17 protein-coding genes are annotated in these 22650 nt (G+C 30.8%); 2 read left to right on the forward strand and 15 right to left on the reverse strand.

Annotation, left to right across the window (positions count from 1 at the left end; translation table 11 throughout):
- From B2U95_RS08840 to B2U95_RS08905, 14 genes are all read right to left on the reverse strand, one after another.
- Positions 1 to 287 (reverse strand): hypothetical protein (locus tag B2U95_RS08840; RefSeq protein WP_296315157.1); only part of this gene is annotated, 287 nt, incomplete at its 3' end.
- 191 nt (positions 288 to 478) lie between these two features.
- Positions 479 to 1597: a hypothetical protein gene (locus tag B2U95_RS08845; protein WP_296315159.1), complete on the reverse strand. Its 1119-nt coding sequence runs from the start codon at positions 1595 to 1597 to the stop codon at positions 479 to 481.
- Between the two features lie 5 nt (positions 1598 to 1602).
- A complete protein-coding gene (locus B2U95_RS08850) occupies positions 1603 to 2445 on the reverse strand; it encodes a GIY-YIG nuclease family protein (protein ID WP_296315161.1) in 843 nt (280 codons plus the stop codon).
- Between the two features lies 1 nt (position 2446).
- Complete coding sequence (locus tag B2U95_RS08855; RefSeq protein WP_296315164.1) at positions 2447 to 2941, reverse strand: hypothetical protein; 495 nt, start codon at positions 2939 to 2941, stop codon at positions 2447 to 2449.
- Positions 2942 to 3037: 96 nt separating this feature from the next.
- Positions 3038 to 5782, reverse strand: coding sequence for a P-loop NTPase fold protein (locus B2U95_RS08860; protein WP_296315167.1), 2745 nt, complete (start codon positions 5780 to 5782; stop codon positions 3038 to 3040).
- Between the two features lie 10 nt (positions 5783 to 5792).
- Positions 5793 to 7127, reverse strand: coding sequence for a restriction endonuclease subunit S (locus B2U95_RS08865; protein WP_296315172.1), 1335 nt, complete (start codon positions 7125 to 7127; stop codon positions 5793 to 5795).
- Positions 7128 to 8531, reverse strand: coding sequence for an N-6 DNA methylase (locus B2U95_RS08870; protein ID WP_296315174.1), 1404 nt, complete (start codon positions 8529 to 8531; stop codon positions 7128 to 7130).
- Positions 8532 to 10481, reverse strand: coding sequence for a DUF262 domain-containing protein (locus B2U95_RS08875; protein ID WP_296315176.1), 1950 nt, complete (start codon positions 10479 to 10481; stop codon positions 8532 to 8534).
- 1 nt (position 10482) lies between these two features.
- Positions 10483 to 11871, reverse strand: a complete 1389-nt coding sequence (locus B2U95_RS08880; protein WP_296315179.1) for a DUF262 domain-containing protein — start codon at positions 11869 to 11871, stop codon at positions 10483 to 10485.
- 2 nt (positions 11872 to 11873) lie between these two features.
- Positions 11874 to 15146 carry a type I restriction-modification system endonuclease gene (hsdR, locus tag B2U95_RS08885; protein ID WP_296315180.1) on the reverse strand — a complete coding sequence of 1091 codons (3273 nt, stop codon included), beginning with the start codon at positions 15144 to 15146 and terminating at the stop codon, positions 11874 to 11876.
- Between the two features lie 327 nt (positions 15147 to 15473).
- Entirely contained in the window at positions 15474 to 16742 is a 1269-nt protein-coding gene (locus B2U95_RS08890) for a DUF2130 domain-containing protein (RefSeq protein WP_296315184.1), read from the reverse strand.
- Positions 16743 to 17205: 463 nt separating this feature from the next.
- On the reverse strand, positions 17206 to 17871 hold the full coding sequence (locus B2U95_RS08895; RefSeq protein ID WP_296315187.1) for a DNA-binding response regulator: 666 nt from the start codon (positions 17869 to 17871) through the stop codon (positions 17206 to 17208).
- A 2-nt stretch (positions 17872 to 17873) separates the two neighbouring features.
- Complete coding sequence (locus tag B2U95_RS08900) at positions 17874 to 19538, reverse strand: tetratricopeptide repeat-containing sensor histidine kinase (RefSeq protein ID WP_296315191.1); 1665 nt, start codon at positions 19536 to 19538, stop codon at positions 17874 to 17876.
- A 34-nt stretch (positions 19539 to 19572) separates the two neighbouring features.
- On the reverse strand, positions 19573 to 19743 hold the full coding sequence (locus B2U95_RS08905) for a hypothetical protein (RefSeq protein ID WP_296315194.1): 171 nt from the start codon (positions 19741 to 19743) through the stop codon (positions 19573 to 19575).
- A 355-nt stretch (positions 19744 to 20098) separates the two neighbouring features.
- Between B2U95_RS08905 and B2U95_RS08910 the strand changes: the two genes are divergently transcribed.
- On the forward strand, positions 20099 to 20803 hold the full coding sequence (locus tag B2U95_RS08910; protein WP_296315195.1) for a hypothetical protein: 705 nt from the start codon (positions 20099 to 20101) through the stop codon (positions 20801 to 20803).
- A gap of 186 nt (positions 20804 to 20989) precedes the next feature.
- Here B2U95_RS08910 and B2U95_RS08915 read toward each other — a convergent pair whose 3' ends face one another.
- A complete protein-coding gene (locus B2U95_RS08915) occupies positions 20990 to 21364 on the reverse strand; it encodes a hypothetical protein (RefSeq protein WP_296315197.1) in 375 nt (124 codons plus the stop codon).
- A gap of 91 nt (positions 21365 to 21455) precedes the next feature.
- On the opposite strand from B2U95_RS08915, the gene xerA reads away from it, so the two are divergent.
- A complete protein-coding gene (gene xerA / locus B2U95_RS08920; protein ID WP_296315199.1) occupies positions 21456 to 22583 on the forward strand; it encodes a site-specific tyrosine recombinase/integron integrase in 1128 nt (375 codons plus the stop codon).
- Positions 22584 to 22650: the final 67 nt, after the last annotated feature.

A 22650-nucleotide genomic window follows, 5' to 3' on the forward strand; every position in this document is an offset into this window, starting at 1 on the left:
TTTTCTGACCAAAAGCCCTCTAAAAGATCTTTTGTGAGGCACTTATAAACGACGACACCTTTGTAAAGTGTGTCATTATCTCCTTTGTAGTTAAAATTTATAACCAAAATATTGTCTTTAAAAAAACCGGTTCCTAATTGCACTTGATCGGTATGGATTAACCATTTCGCATTAATCCTATGCTGCGCATCTAATGTTAATTCTAGTGTGCCTTTGTAGGCTGCGCCTTCTGCCTCTTGATTACGGCCTGTGATGTTGTAATGTCCTGTTAGTTCTTTGATAGTCATAAATATGGGGTTATACCAATGTAAATTGTGGTGTTGTTTTTATTGGTTAGCATGCAAAGGTAGTCTTGTGTCATAATATGGCACTGCGAGGTTTTTTACCGAAGCAAATTCAACACATTCATGAATACCTTTTCAAAATAATAAGAATAAAATAAATAATCTGCTTATTGTTTCCGCTAACTTCTTAAATCTCAATTTCTTAAAAAACCCGTCATTTTCTTTATTCTGTAATCAAAGAATAGTTCCATATTTTTAAGATCACCAACTGGCTCAGACCAGTCAAAATTTGAGAAATACCATTTGCTAGTTTTATCTTCTTTGAACTGAATATTTGGTGGTAAAACATTACAGAATGAACCATAGAGGTCATTTGCTTTTTCAATGAGAATTTTACGCACGATAGGTGAAAAATCTGAAGGCCGAATAAGACTTGTTGGTAAAAACACCGTGTTTGTCGGAGCGGTATATAATCCATAAAGCGGTGTTGAATCCTCGGGATTAATAACATCAAATTCATCATACATGCGATTGCTATAATTCTTATGATCCGCTAAATGCGCCAATGCATAACCTTTTGGACCATGTTTTGGAAACGGCCTTCCTCTAAACACAAAAGACCAAAGATGCTTTGGATAGTCATTATCATCCAATTGCAAGGCATCTGGGATATTATTATCTTCTAAAGCTGTATGTTTTCTAAAATAGGCTATTTCCTTACTCCCAGAATACCTTCTCACACCAGGAAATGCACATGGCGATTTATGCCACAAATAAATATTAGGGTTGATATTATGCAATTTTAAATTTGCTCTCCAAACTGCCCAGTTTTTATTATTATCCTCTACAAGTGCTTTGATAATATCTGGATGTAAGAACTTAGCAAATCTTGCATTTAATTTTATCAATTCGTATAAATCGTCATTAGTTGGTTTGTCCCACTCTGGCCATTCTTGTTTTGGTTTCTTTACCCTCTTATTTATAACTACATCTTTATTATAATTAGTTGAAATGGTTGCAGGTTCTACACCATTTCTATAATCTAAATATAAACTAACAGCTTGCTTAAGCGTGGCTGAACCAGTGCGTATATTACCATTAATAGGAATAGTATGACTTGGAGGAGTATTGTTTCTTTGGTCTATAGTGCTGTAAACTAAACTTTCCATAAGACTAAGACATTTATCTTTATCAAAATGAAGGTCTAAATCACCTAAATGATTTTCAACTCTAACACAATTAGAAAATCTCGATTGCGCAACTGTTTTTTTAAATTTTATTAACAGCCAGGATTTGAATTCTTGTTCTTTCATGGCAACTATTTTCTTTTTAACTCATCCAAAGTTTTACCATTTTTATCTTTCCATTCTAACCAGCCATTTGCTCTGCGGGCCAATACAGTTGCTGCTGCTGCACTAACAGAATCAAAAATATAATCTGAATCGAATATATATATTCCATTTTGCTCTATTAAAACTTTATCATTAACAAGAGCTTTTCTTCTATTTATAACCCATGGACCAGCCGTAGGTGTTTCGCGCAAAGTACATTTTCCACCTTTATAAACTAAAAACCCATCATCTGTTAATTCACCTTGAGCAGAAGCATCTTTACCTTTGCAATAAAACAGTTCCTTAGCACTTTTCGCCTTTCTCTTTTCTTGAAAAATTGGATACCCTAAAGTAGCAATGAGAATCTTAGCGGTTTCAAAATTATCTAACAAATCATATTCTCTACTTTCAGATAATGATGGTTTTTTAGAGCCTGTATCATTATCTAAAGTGTACCTGCCAGTTTCTAAAGCTTTATCCAAACAGTAATGCTCCAAATACTTACCATCTGTTTTTGTATATTCATTTGTTTTCGTTGTTATGATAACACAATGCGTCCAAAAATCCTTATTACGGTTATGAGATTGTATGCGTTTAAAACACTCTTCCCCCTCACCTATATATACCGTAGGTTTTACTCCATCTTCTGAAATACCAAATAAAAAGTAAACACCCGTAAAATGAACCATTTCTCGCTTAGCAACTTCTTGCATTTTATTTCTTGGAAACAAAATAGCTTTTACCAATCTATTGGTAATTTCTGCCTCACGAATACTAGTTGGTGAGCCATCTGGTAAAAATATTTGTATGGTTTGTGGTCTATTTGTCATTTTATTTTATGATTTCAGAATAAAGTGTTTTGGTTACTGATCTAACTTCTTCTGATTTATAATTATTAAAATGAATCTCGTTTTGGCTTAATGGCCATTTACCAGTTTCTGTACGGATTTTAAATACAAGCTCTGCCTCGATTCCTTCTATGAATAACTTTTGTTCTTCTTTAACTTTCTCATCATCTGAAAATTTTTCAAACACAAAAATTAATAAATCTACATTATCAATATCCTTCCATTTGTATCCATGATACCCATTTTTGCCGGACGCACGCAAACCAGCACTTAATCTTGTGGATACCGATTGATTGGTGTAACCAACATAATGTATATCATTAACCGATTTTAATACATATATTTTTGGTCTATTTGTATCCGTTATTGGTGTTTTGAAATTACAGACTACACCATTTTGTTCTTTCTTAACTATAACTCTTTTTTTGTTTTTTGTTTCTATGATTAACTGGCAGATATAGTTTTCTAAATATTTCATTCTTCCTTCTTTTTACTTTTAATAGATTACTTCGCACCATGCACTCACGTGTCACTTAAACTCCTAACTTTACCAAAACAACTCTTTATGTAAAATTTAAATAGGAAGTCTTCCAATTACTTCATCATACTTTACTTTTGTTAATGGTTTATATTCATTATCAACAAAAGCTTGTACAAGTAATTTCATGTTTTCAAACTTATCCTTATCAATAGTTTTAAAATCTTCTTTAGTCAACTTTAATGAAATTAAATAACTATTAAAATTATCCCAACCTTCTTTATAAAATCTATTATATAAACTTTCGTTTGATGGATCTTCAATTAAAGCAAATAAGGTTTCTCGATTAGAAAATATTTGAGCAAAAGAAAAGTTTGGTGAATAATTTCTTAAATCGAAATCCGTTTCACTTACTATTTCTCTTAATGATTCAAATAAAGGTGAATTAAAATATTCCGCAAATCTCTTTTTTATATCATTCTTTAATAGGCTATTGGATTCATGAGAATTTAAAATATTCTTAGCATAAACGATGGCTTCAACATGCAAGAAATAGACAGATCTAACAATTTCTGGACTAGATTTATTTTTAATAAGGAATTTTAACTTGCTTAATAGCAACATTTTTAAGTCCTCTTCAGAAAATTCATTATTACTATACCTTTTGTAGTCTGAACCATAGTTTAATTGACTTTTTAAACGTTTTAGATCTAAATTAATATCTCTAAATAGAAAATCTAAAAAACTTAAAGAATCTTGTTTAATAATTTTTGATATATCTCCTAAAAATTCTTCTTTATTTTTTTTGTAAAATTTATGAAATGCATCTCTTAAAATATTAATACTATTTTGATCATCATAAGTATTACTATTGGGTAAGATAAAATGTAATGTTCTTAAAAGGTCTAAATACTGTTCTTTTGAACTTGCAGGATTATTAAAAATGAATTGTTTAATTTCATTAACAATATGGAAATGTGATTTACTACTATTCTCTGAAACTCTTTTTGCAAGAGGAAACATCAACTTATCAGAATAAGCTTTTAGCAGTTCTGTTATTGATAATTTGCCACTTACAATATTATTTCTTAAATAAATTTCTGAATAATAAATTTTAGAAATAGAGTTTTGGCTTTTTTGATAAAACTTAATAGATTTTTTGCTAAATAGTCTACAGAGTGCACCATCAATTATATCTATATCCGTTTTAGAGTAATTTGAAATTATCTTTAAAAGATTTTCTTTACTTTCTTTATCATAAATAAAAACATTACTTAAACTATCTCCTCCAAATACTTTAATGTTCTTATTCACTTCATCAACAATACCTCTTTTTAAAAAATAATTAATATCTGAGAATAATAATCTTTCTAAATCTCTATATTTATAAGTTAATAATTTTAGTAAAATATATTCGTGAGGTACAACATCATCTTCACTCTCTAAAAAAGAATAATTAAATTTAAATTCATTAACAAACCTTTTTACATCTCTGTAAGTCTTTAAAAAGTCTTGATACTTAAGCTTATGTTCAGTAACACATAAACTGTCATCATTACCCATAAAATTATCTATTGTAATGTCATCTCTCGACAATTCTAAATCTCTAAAAAGATTTTTGAATGCTTCATTAAATCCTTTAACATCTTTTCCTTCAATTTTGTTTAAAAAAACATCATCAACATGTTTAAAAAGCTCAGCTAATATTAAATCGGAATCAAATGGTAAAAGATTGATCTCTACATTAAAAATCTTATCTAAATAATTATCTTTTGGCTTGTTAATACTGTCTACAACATACTTTCTATCATAACCAGCTATAAAAATTACATTTGAAAAATCGGATAAAGTTCTTATTAACTTTAATGTATTAATAATCTCAACACTTTCTAAGCGATCTAAATCATCCAACAGAATAATTATTTGCTTATCAATTGATTTAATATTATTATTAATACTAATGTAATAATTTTCGAGTGTTTCATTTTCAGAAAGTAATTCTTTTCCATTAGAAATAAATTTATTTAAATCACTATTGGATAAACTTAAAATAGAATCTACATAATTGTTTATATCATTGGATATTTGGGCAGAATAAGGTTTTAATTGATGCTTTAATTCATCAAAGAAATTCTCAATTATAGCATTAGAACCTTTGTTTTTCCATATTCTGTACCAAAAAACAATTTCGTTTGGTTGCACTTTTTCATACTGGTTTTTAAATCTATGTAGAAAACTACTCTTACCATAACCCCAAACAGCATTCATACCAATACTAAAAGCTTCTTCTGGTTTAAAATCACTTACAACTGTTATCAATTTTTGTAGAATAGCCTCGTTATCGATTTCTCCATTATTAAAGACTTTATCTTCAATAAAAAAACCGGAAGAAATTCCTGTTTGCTCATATTCACTTTTCTTATCTCTTTCTTTTTCCTTTCGCCTATTATCCTTTGCCCAAACTCTAACCAAATTCAGAACATGTAACATAGCTATAATTAAAATCCAGTCAGCATAAACAAAACCATTATCTAAACTTAAAAACTCTATATAATTTGTAAAGATAAATCGTAAAAAAAAGTATATAGTAGCTATGTAGAATACTAAGAATGTTATTCTTTTATTATGAATAAATGCCTTCCTAATTAATACTGAATACAAAACAATAGATAATATTAATAATGCAAAAAAGCCAATTGTAAAAGTATTTGAAGTATAATCTATGTTACTACCAATTTTCAGTATCGAACTAGTAATAGTTTTAATGAAAACTAGAGATATTCCAACAGTTATAATATAGGTAATTATAAAGGCTAAATTATTTTTAAAAAACTGTTTCATATACATGAATTTATTTCTTCTTCCTCTTAACAGATTTCTTAACAGGTTTCAATAACTCTTTAAGTTTCTTTATCTCCTCCAACAAAACGGTTGCACTACCATCTGTATCCAACTGCTCCACCAACTCACCTTTAAAGGCTTTGGCTAAAATAGCTTGTGGTAAGCTGTCTGTTTTTATTTTTAAACTTTGGTATTGAGTTTCTATTTTATCTGCTTTAGTAAATAAAGCTTCTACTCGTTTTACGATTTCGGTTTGTTCTTCCTTCGAAGGAAGATCAATCTTAACATCTTTTATATTTGATAAATTTAATTGTGGTTTTCCTTGACCGTATGCAAAATCAATTAGTTGTTTTCTTCCATGAGATTCATTTATCAAAAACATATAAATGAATGGTGCAAAATCAGGATTATTGAGTCTTACCAAACTTACATGCTGACTAACATATGCTTCTTCAATATAAAAGTCAACTATAGCTGTCTTAGTAACATTAGCACCAGTTATTGTTATCAACAAATCATCTTCAAAAATTCTACTTCGAATACCTTCTGATTTATTAGGAAGCTTTACGAATGCAACATCACTGAGGTCTAAAAAATCTTTATTAATATTTTGTGCCCTAACAAAAATTGCACCTTCACCTGAATAATATTTGGCCCATCCTCTAGAACCACTTGTTATTAATTCTGTAATTAAACCTAATGAAGTTTGTTCCCAATTCCGTAAACTCTTATTCTGTCTTAAGTCCTTAGTTAACTCACCTTTTAAAGCTTGTGTTAAAACCGCTTGTCTAAAGTTTTTAAGCAGTTGTGGTATGTGGTCTAAACGTGTTTTTAAAACCTCTAAATTGTCAAATAATACGCCTAGTTTGGCAACAATGCGTTGTTGCTCTGCTAATGGAGGAAGTGGGAATAGTATTTTTTTAGCATTAGCATCATTTATAGCTACTTGTGTGGTACCAGAGGCTAATTCATTTTTTTGTCTATTGAAATATTCCGACTTAACGAAGTAATATGTATACTTTGGAATTATCGTACTTCCATAAGACCTCAACTGAATAAAACCAGTACTAAATAAACTTCTATTAAGTTTTTTATCAATTAAAACTGCTTTATCTGTATTCTCCATTCTTGCCTGAAGTATATCAAATTCATAAACTTCTCTATTAGCTCTTGAAGGCCTCTCTTTAAAATTAAACTTACCCTCAACAGTAAATTCACTTTCTTTAATACTTCCTGTAGAATAATAATCCTTTATATCTTCAAACTCTGTAACTCCTGTTTTCACAGGCTGAACTATTTCATACAAATAAGTTTCAACCCAATTCTTTGGCAAATTCTTCTCCATCTAGTTTAATGCTTTTATTATGGCATTCAACTCTTTGGTAATGCTAGTTAATTCGGTCAATGCTTCTTTGGCAATGTCTATAGGTTCGCCAATGTCTTCGGCTTTGGTAATGCTATCGTCTGCAATTAAACCTAAATCTAGCGAGTCGTTCTTTTTAGCAATGTTTTCTCTGGCTATACAGCTAAAACGTTCGTCTTTAATTTTGTTTCGGTCTTTGGCTGTATAAGCTTTCTCGAAGTCTTCAAAATAGCTTTCAGTAAATGGTGTGCGCTTCCCAAATTTTGGCATGTTGGTACGCATATCGTAAAACCACACACTTCGTGTGTTTTGCTTATCACTCTTACCACGTTCGAAGAATAATACATTGGTTTTTACTCCTGCTGCGTAAAAAATACCAGTTGGTAAACGTAAAATTGTGTGCAGATTACATTTTTCCATCAAATCTTTACGCACGTTTTGTCCGTCTCCGTCTTCGAACAAGACATTATCTGGCAATACTACAGCGGCTCTTGCGCCACCTTTGGTATGCAAGCTTCTATAAATACCTTGTAAAAAATTTAACTGCTTGTTAGATGTAGGGTAGACCAAATCTGTTCTTGTAGGCCTTTCTCCACCTTTTTTTGTTCCAAAAGGTGGGTTTGCCAATACCACATCTTTATTTTTAAAACTTTCGCCTAAACTACTCAAAGAATCACCTAGAGCAATATTGCCACCCATACCGTGTAAAAAGGCATTCATCATTGCCAAACGGTGTGTATCACCTACCAACTCACAACCAGAATACTGCTCGTTTTGTAAGTGTTTGTTTTGTGCTTCGGTTAGCGAGTAAATATCATTGTGTTTTAATATATGGTGGTGTGCAGCAATCATAAAACCATAGGTGCCACATGAAGGGTCATCTAGTCTTTCGCCTACTTTAGGGTCCATTAAACGCACCATTACATTAATTAAAGGTCTTGGTGTAAAGTATTGTCCTGCTCCAGATTTTTTCTCACTTGCATTTTTTTCTAGCAGGCCTTCATACATTTCTCCCAAGCCTTCATCTTTGGCTTCAAACCAATCTAACTCGTCTATATGTTTTATTATTTTACGCAAGTTTGCAGGTTCTTGAATACTGGTTTGTGCGTTGTTGTATATTTTCTGGATTTTACCTGTGCTTTCTGTGCCTAAATGCAGTAAGAGTTTACGGTAAAACGTGGCTAACTCTATGCCTTCCTTTTGTTTTAAATCTGACCAACGGTAGCCTTCTGGTAGCTTATCGTTATAGTCGGTTTCTTCTGCCATTTTTAAAAACAGAATAAAGGTAAGTTCGTTTAGGTATTGGTGGTAGGTAATCCCATCGTCGCGCAATACATTACAGAGATTCCAGAGTTTGTTTACTATTTCTTGGGTGGATAATGCCATTTAGTTTGTTATACTTTTTAATACTGTTATCATATTTTCTTGATGCTCATTTACTGTATCTTCATTCCATTCTAGATAACACATCATTAATCTTTGTTTTAAACTTTCAATTGTTTTTTGCTCATAATAGTGTTCTTTTTTTGAGTATGGTGCATAGTTGCTTAATTCCGAGTTTTTGCTCCTACTTATTAAGCATAAATTTCCTAAATTATCAACATTGCTAAATGCAGGCAACCCATTTTTTGGGTGCTGCGGTGCATAATGCTCCACAGAGCTGCGGAATGCAAATTCAAAGGTATTGGTATTTAAATTACAATATTTTGAATCTCTATCTGAAACTTTTTCAATATTAGCTTCGAAATTTTTCCAAAGCAAATAATCTAATCGATTAAAAATAAAGTTTTGCACATTGGTCCCATTATTTAAATTGTTTTCAATATCCTCATCTGTAAGCTCTCTATTTTGAATATTACATTTATTCTCGAATATTATATCAAAATAATCAAGTTCTATACTATTCAAACGATCAAAGAAAAATGCGTCAGACATTTTTTCTAAATACTGAATGTAATTAGATGCTTGAATTTGTTCTTCGGCATCATATAAATAATTCAAAGCGCCAGTTAACCAATGCTTATACATTGTTTGAGGAAAAGACACATGAAACATACTTAATAGCATGACCAACTTTTTGTTTTCAAAAGTACTTCCGTCTTCTTCACCAAAAGTTCCTACGTAGTAACCTCTATTTTCGTTTTTTTGTTTCTTAAGTTTCAATAATGCCCAATTGTCGTAGCCGTTTCTAAATGCTCGTTTTACAATATATTGATCAAATAGAAACTTGCATTTTAATAAGTCATATCCAAATTCGCGTACTGCTTCAATTTTCTCTTCTAAATTATTATCTTCAAAAAGATATTTCTCAAATTCTTGTATTAGCTTTTTGTCATCTAACTGCACATTCCGCCCATACGATACCCTTAATACATGTAATAAAAAATTTGAAAATGAAACCACAGTAGTGAATTGGGCTTGACCATCATCTTCTAACCCTTTCTTTTCTGGCCTATCAACTTCTGGCTTTTTAATTATATTAATTAAAGCGTCATTTTCTCCTTCAGTATCTTTTAAATTTACTGAAATGGTTTTCTTTTTTATTTCCTCAAAATCTTGAGGCAAATTATCCCAGTCTATACCGAATATTGATTTCCTGTAATCAATATGATAAGCATATTGCACGTATCGATCCATTTGCGAACATGCCTCCCAAATTTCGCTGAAGGTTTTTCGGTCATTTTCTGCATCATCAGATTTTGATAAAACATTTAAGCATTTAGCTTTAAGTATTTCGTGTTTTTCAAGCTGTTCTCCCCGATTATTCATTACTTCAAAATAATGATTTAGATCTGTGTTTTCTGGCACTTCAACACGCATTATTTTCACTTTACTAGAAAGATCGAATATAAACTTTTGCAGAGCATTGTTTTTTCCATTACCAAATAATTCAAAAAGTTTACGAACTATTATATTATAGGCATTTATCATTGCTGTATCTTGAATGAGAGACGTTTCCATATTACCGTGGTCATATAAAGCAGCGAGTGTTTTTGATGATATATCACGACTATAAAAACTTAAATTACAGCCTTTATAATTAATGTTGTTTTCCTCTTTATATTCGTGTTTCAAAACACTTAACAAAATATTTAGCGTTGTAAGTCGCTGCTGTCCATCAATAGTTTCAAAGTAATTTTTTGAGTTGATTTCTTTTTTAAAAACTACCAGACTCCCTAAATAATAATTTTCGGTTTCTGAATCATAAATATCTTGAATGAGTTGTACAATTTGAGCCTCTTCCCATGCAAAATTCCTTTGATATATTGGAATTATATAATTTGAACCATCAAATAATTGCTGAATGTTTAATGTTGAAATATATTTTTGATCCATTTTAGTTTAAATAGTTTAAGTCCTTAAACAATTGCAGTAATTCACCCGTTTTGCTTTTTTGTACTGGTATAACGGTTTCCAATGGTTTTTGAAATATGTCTTTAGAATCTATCGCTTCTCTAATAATTCTAAAAAAACCATCACTTTCCATCCCTCTATTGTCTATAGTAGCCAACTGTACAGAGTATTTATCTAATCTTTTAGTATAGGTCCAAATAAAAAATTTCTCTATGGCCTGATCTAGTTTATAGTTTCCAAACTTATCTAAATAATACAGCAGACAGCAATCAAAAAGATTTCGCACATAACGATCACCAGTTCTATTTTTTCCAGAATAGGATGATAATACTTCTAAAATATCAGAAGCTCTTGACTTTCCATTCTTGATTTTTTGCAATGGTGACTGCTTATTCAAGGAATCATCATTTGAATGGGTGTCATTAATTTGATTTACAATTTTAGAGTAATATGTTACAAATTCAAAAAAACGCTTACCATTAATTATAATTTGATCTATTTGAAAAGGATAGCTTGCTCTTTGACCATCTATTTTTCTATCTAAATCTGAATTATATTTTTCTGTATAAAAATGATTAATTCTATATGGTTTAATAAAATTATAATGCCCAGGATCTTCTAATGAAATTCCTTTAAAAATATGAACATCACTTTTATTAAAAAACCTAGCACTTCTACCTTTACTCCAATTTCTAACCCTAAACAAATAATCATTAAATAAAACAGATAATTGCTCTTGATCCATTTGTTCCCAGTGCGAAACACAACTTAATACTTCTTTTTCTGTATTGTGTTCCATTTCTCTTAAGTGAAAAGCTTTTAATAAATCATGAGGCTCTAAATCTTTACCTCTTGAATTTTGAGAATCGAAGAACTGAAAGGCTTCTGAAACATCTTCAATTTCAACCCAAACCACCTTGCAATTTTCATAGAAAAACTGAATAACCTCTTCATTAAAATTTCGTATTTGCCTTTGTATTAATTTAAAGTTTTTCTGAAGGTTATATTGTGAAATTAAATTAGGGAATTCCTGTTGTAAAAGACAAGATTTAATCTTTAAAAACCTACCGTAGAAAGTTTCTGTTTTGAATTGCATTTCTATCGCGAGGCTAATCAAACTCAATGTAATAAGTCTTTGTTGTCCATCAACAATATCTAAAACCTCATTATTATTGGCGTCTTTATACTCATGAAGAACTATCGTGCCTAATCTGTATTCCTCAATATTTTGATGTAAAATAATATCTTCAATTAATTGTTGCACATTGACCTCATTCCATTTATAAGGTCTTTGATAATCTGGAATATTAAGATTCTTATTGTCGTGGAATATTTCATTAATAGAAATAATTTTAGCTTTATTTTTGGTCATATTTAAGCGTACAAATATTCGTTTAACTCTTTAATAATTTGCTCTGTTTCGTTTTTAAACACTTTATCTAAGCGTTTTAATCCCCCATCTACACTAAACGGAGGTTTGTTTAAATCTTCCAAAGTAATTATAGATTCTTTTTGAAGTTGCGCTTCTATTTTGTCTAACCATTTTAACTGAATTTGGTTCCAATTATGAGACGTTTTAAGTTTAGCTACAGCATTAGAAATACGCGCTTTATGGCTTACTAAATTCTCACCCAAAGCAGACGTACGAATGTGCGCAATAATATCTGCAACGATCTCTGTATTGGTGACTTCTTTATAAGCTGCATTTAAGTTGTTTTTATTAAAGCCTTGAGTGTCTAGTATTAGGCGTAATTCTTTAAGATCGCTACGTGTTAAAGTACTTGGTTTGGTGCACACAATGTTCAAAGCCGCAATTTCATTTCTATTGCTATTTATAAACTCGGTAAACGACTCTAAATAATCTTTAGGTTTTAGATTTTTGTCATAGGCACGATAAACCTCTTCTACTTTATCTTCATGATCGCTGTAAAGCGTCTGGTAATTTAATGCCTTACCTTTTTCACGATCTAAAAATTCCCATAGATGCCCATAATCTTCAATAGACTGGTTTACATTTTCAAGATCAATCGCTTTCAGTTTCTTAGCAAAATCTCTAGCCGTAGGTTCACCAGATAAAATTTCAAACTGCTCTTTTTGCTGTTCATTAAAACCAGAAATCTTACGTTGAATTTTTGCGATAATTCGGTCTAACTTTGCTTCTTTTGAGTAGTTGTCTTCAATAATGGCTAGCTCTTCCGCTAAATTAGCAAAAGTTTTAGTTACTAAAGGTGCAACAGGTTTCATAACCTGTTCTTTGGCCATGATTTCGGTAACACCAACACAGTCATAAATTTTAAATACTTCTTTACCAATTTCGTCACAACGTCTTGTAGCACGTCCAATCATTTGATCGTATAAAATACGAGAGTTTACTCGTCTAAGGAATACTAAATTAGAAATGCTAGGTACATCTATTCCTGTGGTTAATAAATCTACAGTTACTACTATACTTGGGTATTGATCGTTTTTAAACTTACGCAACAAGTCTTCTCTATTATAAACTTCACCTGTGATTTTAGCAATAGCATCTGCATCTGCATCTTCTCCTAATTCTGCGTACTCTTCAAACAACAGTTTTACAATGGTGTCTGCATGTGCATTTGTTGCTGCAAAAATTAAGGTTTTACCTTTATTTTCAGGAAGAATACCATAGGTAGATATAAGCTCGTTTAGAATAACACGATTAAAGTTTTCGGTAATTACTTTACGATTAAAACCTGTGATTTCGACTTTAATTTCGTCTTCTGTTACTCCTAAATCTTTAATTTCGTTTTCTTCAGGATCATATACTTTTACTTCATCCCCTTTTTCCCAAACAATTCCACCTTTAGATAATATGGTTTGAAATACAAAAGGTGGTTCAAAATCTATTAAGTAACCTTCTATGACTGCTTGACGATACGAATACATAAAAACAGGATCACCAAAAATATCTTTGGTATGTAAAGCTGGTGTTGCTGTTAAACCGATACGATAAGCATCAAAATAATCTAACACCATTCTGTATTTACTTTGAAAATCAATTTGGTCACGAAGAATAAACTCTTCTTCATCCATTTCCTTATCTAAAGTATAACCTCTATGTGCCTCATCTACGACGATACAATCATAATCTCCAACACTTGGCGATTCATCTGAATAAGCAATACGTTGCACCATACCTTGAACTGTTGCGAAATGTATTTTTGTGTCTAATTCGGATGCTTTATCTTCTAAATCTTGTAAATCGTAAATTTGAGCAAAGGTTTGTAAGCCTTCTATATGTACTTCTTTAAATGAATCTGATGCTTGTTTACCTAACATGCGTCTGTCTACCAAAAATAAAATACGTCTAAAGCGTCCGGACTTAACCAAACGGTAACACATACCAATCATGGTTCGTGTTTTACCCGTACCTGTAGCCATAGCTAATAAAGCACGTCTATCTTCTATATTGGTTAAGATTTTCTGTTCTACAGCTTTAATCGCTTCAATTTGATACTCTCTTAAGCTTAAACCATTGGGGTCTGATAATAAATCGTAATCGGTTTTTTGAAGTTTTTCTACTCCTTCATTTTCATCGTAATTTAACTTCTCAACTAAATCTCTTGGTGAAAACCAGCTTGATAATGGTCTTGCCATATTTTTCTGGTCTCTACCATCCCAAAACCAAATTCCTGATGCTGTTTTAAATTGCTCTAAATAGGGTCTACCGTTGGTAGAAAACATAAATGGCACATTATACGTGTTACTATTTGCGTGTTTAGGAAATGTGATGTTATGGTCATTAGTTACAAGCTTACTGTAGGTTTTAGCTTGCCCTAAATCGCTCATTACATTTTTAATGTGCTTTTTAGCTTCAACAATACCTATTAACTCTAAACCATTGAACAAAGCGTAATCAGCCCACTTGGTTCCGCACTTCCATTCGGCAATAGCCATTTGCTTCCCTTTTTGAGGAAGCGTCTTTTTTGATTTATAATTCAGTGTTTCTGTATCACATTCCCAACCAGCATCTCGTAATTGCTTATCTATTCGATCTCTGGTTTCTGCTTCACTTTCTTCTGTTTTTCTAGCTTTAGAAAAAGCGCGTTCTATACGTTGTTGTTTTGCTTCCTCAGAAATTTGCGTATGCTCCTTTATTTTTAGTTTGTAGTTAGCGACTTCTTGTTTTAGTAGTTCTAACTCCTCCTCTAGTTCTGCTGTTTTATGATCTTCAACAACAAACCAAGATTCCTTTGGTGTTTCATAATCCACAAGGACATCTTCATTTTCATAGACCTCAACAAACCATTTGGTTAGATAAAAAGCTTGTCGTAACATGTAACGTGCTTCTGCTTGTGTGCCCTCACCAGAATGCGATGCCTTATTTCCTGATTTTCTAATCGTATGGAAAATGGAAATGATTTCAGAAGGCGTGTCCGAATTATTTGCTAATACTGCTAATCTGCTAAATTGTTTTTTGTCGAAGGGCTCTTCTAATTGTTCAAAATCAATTAGAATACTAGTTAGTTTTTCTGCTAATATTCTCAGTTTAGATAATGTTGTACCTGGGTCTGTGTAAGCGTTGCGCTCAGCTAAGATGGCTAATTGAAATAACTCTATGTAGTTATCCCTTAGAAAACCGAAGTTTGATCTTGTGTTAGATTCCGATGTATGTTTTGTCATAAATAGGCAATAATTGTTTTATTTCAGGTTTATAGTAAAACATTATAGGGCGACATCAAATTAATTATAAGTGATTCTAAAGGTAATTAAAGTGCTTATGTTTCAAAAATAAAATTACAATATTTAATGAAATTTTTGTTGCGGAAAACCGTAAAACTCTATTGATTAAAAAATGATGTGTTTTTTTAAAGTGTTGATTTGTAATCACTAACCTTTTTTATTAAGTATTAAAGTTTAATTCATAGTTTGGTTTTAGCACTTACACCACTATCTCGAACACACAATTTTATGCAACTTTTCATGTATATGATCTTTAATTTATATAGCCTAATCCACAAGCCCATCAAACTTCGCCTTCATTGTGGGATTTCCGTGGGTTAATTTTTTTATTGTTAAATCATCGGCTTTATTATTAGCCAATCGCAAGTTGTTTTCGGATGATAATAATGCCGCCTTTGTTTTTTCTAAGTGACCTATAGTCTTATCTATTTCTTTAATTGCTGTCTGAAATCTGTCACTAGCAATTTTATAATTTCTAGCAAACCCATTTCTGAAATCATCAATCTTTTCTTCAAAATTGGTAATGTCCACGTTTTGATTCCGCATCAAATTCAGTTCTGCTTTGTATTGCATGGAATTCATTGCGGCATTACGAAGCAATGTGATCATAGGAATAAAAAATTGAGGGCGCACCACATACATTTTGTTGTATTTATAGGATACATCGACGATGCCTGTGTTATACAGTTCGTTATCTGCCTCGAGTAGCGACACAAGCACTGCATATTCACATTTTTTGTCTGTGCGGTCTTTGTCTAGTTTGGCAAAAAAATCATCGTTCCGCTTTTTTGTAGCGGTTTCATCATTCTCATTTTTCATTTCGAACATTATTGAAATGACTTCATTACCAGCGTCATCAGTTTCTCGATAGATATAGTCACCTTTAGTGCCTCCTCTTGAATCATTGTCTTTTTCAAAAAAAGCATTTTGAAAAGCCGTCGCCCGCAGTTTATTGAATTCAGTTTCACAATGCTGTTCTAAGGTTTCTCCAATCATTTTTGTTGAAAGCTTTTGCTTAAAGTCTTTTAAACGGTCAATTTCATCATCTTTCATTTTGATTTCTTCCTCTTTTATATGGAGCTTGTCATTAAATTTTTTATTTAAAGATTTTTCAAGTAATTGTGTTTCGGTTTCGTTACTTTTTAAATCATTAGCCAGACGATCTCGTTCTTTTTCGATGGCCTTAACCGCCTGTGATACTTCTAGTTGTTTCACTGTATCTGCATTCTGAATTGTTGCTTTCATTACAGAGATTTCAGATTCTTTCTTCGCCAACTGATTCACTAGTTCGAGTTCGTTCTGCGCTTTGAGTGCACTTATTTCTTGATTCTTTTTTGAAAGATCATCTTGAAATGCATTTTTAAGATTAGCTTCTGCTAGTTTAATGGCATTTACTTTTTCGGTTTCAGCAAGGTTTAATCGCGTTTGCAATTCTTCTTCGAACTGATGATCGCGAACTTGCTTAAGAATATCAGCAAATCCAGCTTCATCAACTTTAAACGCTTTATTACAATTTGGGCAAATAATTTCGTTCATATTTTGTGTGTTTTAAATGTGCCACAATGTGTTAAATACCTATCAATATTAGTACCCCTTTTTATAATCGGGATAATTAAGCATCCATCGCTTTTCATAAGGTATAAAACTAAGTATTATATAGACGCTGTCTTATACGTAGTTCTGCGTATTTTTCATTTCATAAATGTTGAAATTACACTATTGCATTCAAGCTTTTTGTGACATATATCATCACTATACAAGTTAAAAAAGCACTTAGTCTTAAATAAGGAAAATTACAGTATTTTCTAAGGGTTTTGTTACGGTATTCCGTAATCACAATAAAAAAAGAGACTATTATTTATAATGGCCTCTTTTTGAATAACTCAATTTTTAAATATTATAATAACCCCTTAGATATATCTAAATCATAAAAATCTTTCGCATGTATCTACTTTAGAAATAGTTACTTTACTGTTTTGCGTAAGGAGTTATAAATTGGTTAAATAATCCCCAAATCTTTTGTAGTTGCGACTAAGTGAATCGCATTATTGGCTTTAAATTGTTCGCGTAGTTTATTGAGTCGTTTTTCTATGGTACTAACACTACTTGGAGAAATACCATTGGCTTTTAAGTCTGAACTTATTTCATCTTGTGATAAGCCTTTGGCTAATAGATTAAGTAGCTCAACATCAAAATCGTCAATTTCTAATTGCGTTTTAGGGCTTAGTGCCTTATTAACTTGAGGTGATAGATAAATTTCACCTTTAGCAACTTTTTGTATGGCTTCAGAGAGCTCTAGTGAGCCCTTTCGATCTTTACAGACGAAGCCGTTAATTTTATATTTTTTTATAAGTTGTCGTACCTTTTGCAATTGATCTTTCATAGAATACACGATGATTGGTGTGTCTGGAAAGTCAGTTCTCAGCTTTGCGATAAGGTCCTCGCCTGATTCTAAATTAGTAGTTCTATGATCTCTTTTAAATGATAAATCGGTTATAAGCAAATCAAAATGAGCATTATCTATAGCGGCTTTTTTCATTTTTAAGAAAGCTTCATCGCAATACTGTGATCTTACTATTGCTGCCACATTTAATTGTTTCAATATCTCAGTAATATTACCAAGTATAGCATCGTGGTCATCATTTATTAAAACGTTTTTAAACATATCTAAACTCTAATTTTTGCTTTAAACCCTTTATTAGGATGTGTTTCAAAAGTAATCGTTCCATTTATTGATAGAATACGGTTTTCCGTATTTTGAAGTCCAGTGTGCTTTTTTAATTCACTACCGATACCATTATCACTGTAATTAATTTGAATATTTTTATTTTCCTTTTTGAAAAGAATAACTACTAATGTTGCTTGACTATGCTTTTTCATATTTATTAGTAATTCTTGCACAACCTTATAAATAGTTATTCTGTTTAATTCAGAAATATTGTTCCAAGCAATCTCAGAAATACCTTTAATAATGACACTTGTATAGGTATCATTAAAACTTTCAATTAATTCGCTTAAATGATCTACAAAAGGATAATCGGTATTAATAGCACTATGCTCTTGAGAAATATCGCGTGTTCTGTGATACAAACTATGTAGCTCATTTATGAGTCCCTCATGTTCCTGGTTTTCATTTTCAAGCTTAATCATTACCTGAAATACATCGTTTGCTACTTCATCATGTATTTGTTTAGAGATACGAGATTCGGTATCAAATACTTGTTGCAGTTTCTCTTTTTTATGTTTAGATTTTTGAATTGAATAAAGCAATATAGCAAACAGTAAAATGATTATTGCAGTAGATAAGTATATTAGTTTTAAGTTTCTTTGTTCTTCTTCATCTAGTTGGCTCTCTAATGCAATTCTCTTAGACACAGAATCATCATATTTAAACAACATAAATTTGTTTTGATTTTGTTTTTTAGTTAAAACTAGGCTATCGCTTAACGACTTAAATTCATCTACGAATTCATAATTTTTTAAATCTACTAAAAGACTTAAGGCATCTAATCTATATGAGGGAGAATTAAGTTCATTAGCCAATGTATAGGCCATATTTGCATATTGGTTCGCTTTGGTGCTATTATTTGTCTTATTAAAATGTTTTGCTAAATGCTTATAACTAGTATGAATTTTGAATGTTGCATTTACGGATTCTCTTAGCTCTAAAGCTTTCATCATTAATGGCAAGCTTCTTTTATCATTTAGCTCTGAATAGATAAACCCCAAATTATCCCAAATAAGTGCTGTTATTAGAGGATCTTTATTTCTAGGGATTTTCTTATAAGCTTTTAATAACTCATTCTTTGCTTTTTCAAAGTCACCATTATCCTTGTAAACAAGAGATATATTATTATGAATAATAATACTGTCATTTGTGTTTTCAGCAATTTCAAAAGATTTACCATACAATTCTAGAACTTTACTCTTATTCATCTTCTCTGAATAGACCATACCTAAAAGATTATACAAACTCTTTCTAAACTCCATCCTTTGATGTGAATAATCAATATTATCTAAAACACTTATGGCTTTGACAGCTGTTTCTTCACTATCGTCATACATACCTTGCTTATATTCTATACTTGCTTTATAGTAAAGCGAATTTATAACAGCGTCGCTGTCATTTTGTTCAACTGCATTACTATAATTAGTATCAAAATAACGAAAAGCATTAAAGAGATCATTAGGGTTTTGAGGTTGTAATGCTAAATTTCTGTAGTAAGTTAAACTATCCGTATCACTTTGAGAATAAAGCCTTGTGGTATTTAGAAGAGTAAAACAACAAGACATAGAATAAAAAAAGAGGAACGAAGTTTTGATTGATTTCATTCCTCAAAAATACTAACAAATTCTTAGATAATTTTTATCCACCATTTCCAGTTGGTGGCGGTGGTGGCGGAGGTGGTGGCGGTATTTCTTCTGACTCGCCACAACACGCTTGAGGTGCGACTTCATCAGTTAAACTCTCAGGATTACAAGAAAAAAATGCAAAATTGAGGAAAACCGTAAATAATATTATAGATAATTTCTTCATTTTATATGATTTTTAAAATTGAACAATAGTGTTGCTGTCCGAGAAATTCTCAGAGACTTTGTTGCCTTGCAACACGTACTAAATTTTGAAGAGACGTCTCTTCTTAGGGAAGTGAGGAGAGCAGAAGTAAAACAGAATTATTACTTCCCAAATGGCAATACCATTTCACTTTGCAACTCCAATATTGAATTGATTTTCGTAAGCCTTATTACGAGTAAGACAGTAATCAATTCTGAAGCAAATAAAGGAAGATTGTCTTAGAAACAATGGAAACTACATGGAAAGAAATTGGAAAAGAAATTCCTTAATATTTCCAGAAGGAATCAGTAACTTTAATAAGCCTTAAACAGCCACTATGAATAAAAAATTAATAATAAAAGCTTTTGAAAAAGCTAGAGTTAATTTGCAAAAAAGAGGAATTAAAAAACCTTCTTCAACAGATATTGCAGATGAACTTTCAAACTATATAAATGAAAATGAAAATTTTAAATTAGGGGAGAGAAGTTTCAGGGACTACCATAATGAAGCAAAAAAAATAATAAACTTAGATTCTGATATAAGTATAAAACAACTTAAAGTAATTAATGGTTTATGTAAATATTTAGAATTTGAAGATTACAAAGCTTTTGTAACAAGTCTAAATTTAGAGACTAATAATAGCGGGTTGAGAATTATTTCTAATTTTATTAAAAAAAATAAGATTACACTCATTACTTCTTCTACTATCATTTTCATTTTTTTAATAATAAATTCTGTTACTAAACAACGCTGGATGATATGGGAAGAAAATCATTATATTGAAGTAAAATTTGATATCGAAAAGTACAAACTTAACCAGCTTAAAATATACAAAGAAGAGAAGATTACGTTTTTCAAAAAAATTACACCAACATGTAGTACTTTATTTTTTAATAAAGATGGTAGTGAACGAATATGGTATGGAAAAAACAAAGAAAAAGAACTAGACTGCTTTACAGCTTTGGGATTACATCCAGAAACCGGAAAAACTCTAAACCCTATTACAGATTATATGATTGATAAATATATATGTAGTAAATAATTAGAAAAAATTACTTCAAATTCGACTCTACTTTTAGACCTTATACGCATAGGGATATTTTAAAAAATAAAGGTAAAATCTACACAGCTAACGATGTAAAAAAAATACTTAAGCCAATATTACAAACCGAGAGTCAAACAAATAGTATTACTATTGGAGAAGCTTTTAGGCTCAAAATAAAGGCTATTAATTCATATATTCTTGCCATTGAATAAGTACATATTTCTCAATATCGTTATCAGATTTCTTAAAAAACCCATATTCATAAACAAATAGATATACGTCACCTTTTTTATTTTTCCAGTAATGCGTAAAAAAGTTTGGATTAAATCCTTCTGCCTTAATCACTGAAGCTCTTATAATTGCTTTGCCTGCTCTATTATAGTGCTTTAGTAAGCGCCTATTCGTTTTAAGTTGATTATCTACCTGATTGTAAAATCGTGGTGCTCTCTCTAACCCTCTTTTATAGTGATAAGTACTTTTGCAGTGAAGATCACAAAACCTTTTATCTGATCTTCCTGATAATGGTTTCTCACAAGCCAAACATGTTTTTATTTTCATAAACGGTATTAAACGCATATTAAACGAACTCTATTCGTTTAAGGTACGGCTATTCAATTTAATACAAATATCTTGTGTTAAAATCACCAAAATGTTAAATAAACATATCACTTTAAAACATCTTTTTATTGAAGAAAAACAATGTATTGGTATGCAGTTCAATTCCGATAAAGTTATTCAAGCTTTAATTAGAGAGTTGCCAAATCCTAAATGGAGTAAATCTTTTAATATGGTTTATATTGCAAATAACGAGTCTAATCTTAATTTGATTTTTGACAAGTTTAAAGGTGTGGCTTGGGTCAATTGTAATTATTTTTTTCAAGATAGAAAACTAAATAACAACAATGGCATTATAGATTTTGACTGGTTTAGAAAGAGATCTAAAAAACAAGATTTCAGAACATGCCCTGAAGAGTTTCTACAGAAGTTAGAATTAAAAAAATACTCAAATAGCACTGTAAAAAACTATGTCCATAGTTTTGAAAACTTTATTAATTATTATAAAGACAAAGAATTATTTAGTGTCAATGAAAATGATATTAGGCTATATCTTCAAAAACTAATTAAAGAAGGCAAATCAAATTCATATATTAATATGGCAATTAATGCCATTAAATTTTATTATGAAATAGTTTTAGGCATGCCTAATCGTTTCTATTCTGTAGAGAGACCGAGGAAAGAATCTAAATTACCTAAAGTTCTGTCTAAGGAAGAAATTATATCAATAATTGAACATACCAATAATATAAAACATAAATGCATAGTTAGTTTGTTGTATTCTTCTGGTTTGCGTAGAAACGAGCTATTGCAATTAAAATTAATCGATATTGATAGTAAAAGAATGGTTATAAGGGTAGAACAATCAAAAGGAAATAAAGATCGCTATACTGTTCTTAATAAAAGTGTTCTAGATAATCTGCGGAAGTATTTTAAAATTTATAAGCCTAAAACATATTTGTTCGAAAACCCTATTTCTGATAATAAATATAGTAGCTCTAGTGTATTAAAAATCGTTGTTAAATCTGCTGAAAATGCAGGAATTAAAGAAAGAGTTACACCGCACATGTTAAGGCATAGTTTTGCTACTCATTTACTTGAAAGTGGTACAGATATACGTTACATTCAGTTGCTATTAGGTCATAACTCTACTAAAACTACAGAAATATATACACATGTTGCTACAAATTCATTTAAAGAGATTAAAGATTTATTATCTTAGGGCTCACATAATAGATATATAGTTACCAGTAACTATATATATTTGTTGTAGGCCATTTAAAACCATT

Source organism: Winogradskyella sp. UBA3174, from assembly GCF_002364335.1.
GTDB lineage: Bacteria > Bacteroidota > Bacteroidia > Flavobacteriales > Flavobacteriaceae > Winogradskyella.

Bases quoted from the DNA above. Each gene is read 5' to 3' on its own strand.
- B2U95_RS08905 (WP_296315194.1), bottom strand. From the start codon at position 19,743: ATGAAGAAATTATCTATAATATTATTTACGGTTTTCCTCAATTTTGCA.
- B2U95_RS08880 (WP_296315179.1), bottom strand. From the start codon at position 11,871: ATGACCAAAAATAAAGCTAAAATTATTTCTATTAATGAAATATTCCAC.
- B2U95_RS08895 (WP_296315187.1), bottom strand. From the start codon at position 17,871: ATGTTTAAAAACGTTTTAATAAATGATGACCACGATGCTATACTTGGT.
- B2U95_RS08875 (WP_296315176.1), bottom strand. From the start codon at position 10,481: ATGGATCAAAAATATATTTCAACATTAAACATTCAGCAATTATTTGAT.
- B2U95_RS08910 (WP_296315195.1), top strand. From the start codon at position 20,099: ATGAATAAAAAATTAATAATAAAAGCTTTTGAAAAAGCTAGAGTTAAT.
- xerA (WP_296315199.1), top strand. From the start codon at position 21,456: ATGTTAAATAAACATATCACTTTAAAACATCTTTTTATTGAAGAAAAA.
- B2U95_RS08850 (WP_296315161.1), bottom strand. From the start codon at position 2,445: ATGACAAATAGACCACAAACCATACAAATATTTTTACCAGATGGCTCA.
- B2U95_RS08915 (WP_296315197.1), bottom strand. From the start codon at position 21,364: ATGAAAATAAAAACATGTTTGGCTTGTGAGAAACCATTATCAGGAAGA.
- B2U95_RS08855 (WP_296315164.1), bottom strand. From the start codon at position 2,941: ATGAAATATTTAGAAAACTATATCTGCCAGTTAATCATAGAAACAAAA.
- hsdR (WP_296315180.1), bottom strand. From the start codon at position 15,146: ATGACAAAACATACATCGGAATCTAACACAAGATCAAACTTCGGTTTT.
- B2U95_RS08900 (WP_296315191.1), bottom strand. From the start codon at position 19,538: ATGAAATCAATCAAAACTTCGTTCCTCTTTTTTTATTCTATGTCTTGT.
- B2U95_RS08845 (WP_296315159.1), bottom strand. From the start codon at position 1,597: ATGAAAGAACAAGAATTCAAATCCTGGCTGTTAATAAAATTTAAAAAA.
- B2U95_RS08865 (WP_296315172.1), bottom strand. From the start codon at position 7,127: ATGGAGAAGAATTTGCCAAAGAATTGGGTTGAAACTTATTTGTATGAA.
- B2U95_RS08890 (WP_296315184.1), bottom strand. From the start codon at position 16,742: ATGAACGAAATTATTTGCCCAAATTGTAATAAAGCGTTTAAAGTTGAT.
- B2U95_RS08860 (WP_296315167.1), bottom strand. From the start codon at position 5,782: ATGAAACAGTTTTTTAAAAATAATTTAGCCTTTATAATTACCTATATT.
- B2U95_RS08870 (WP_296315174.1), bottom strand. From the start codon at position 8,531: ATGGCATTATCCACCCAAGAAATAGTAAACAAACTCTGGAATCTCTGT.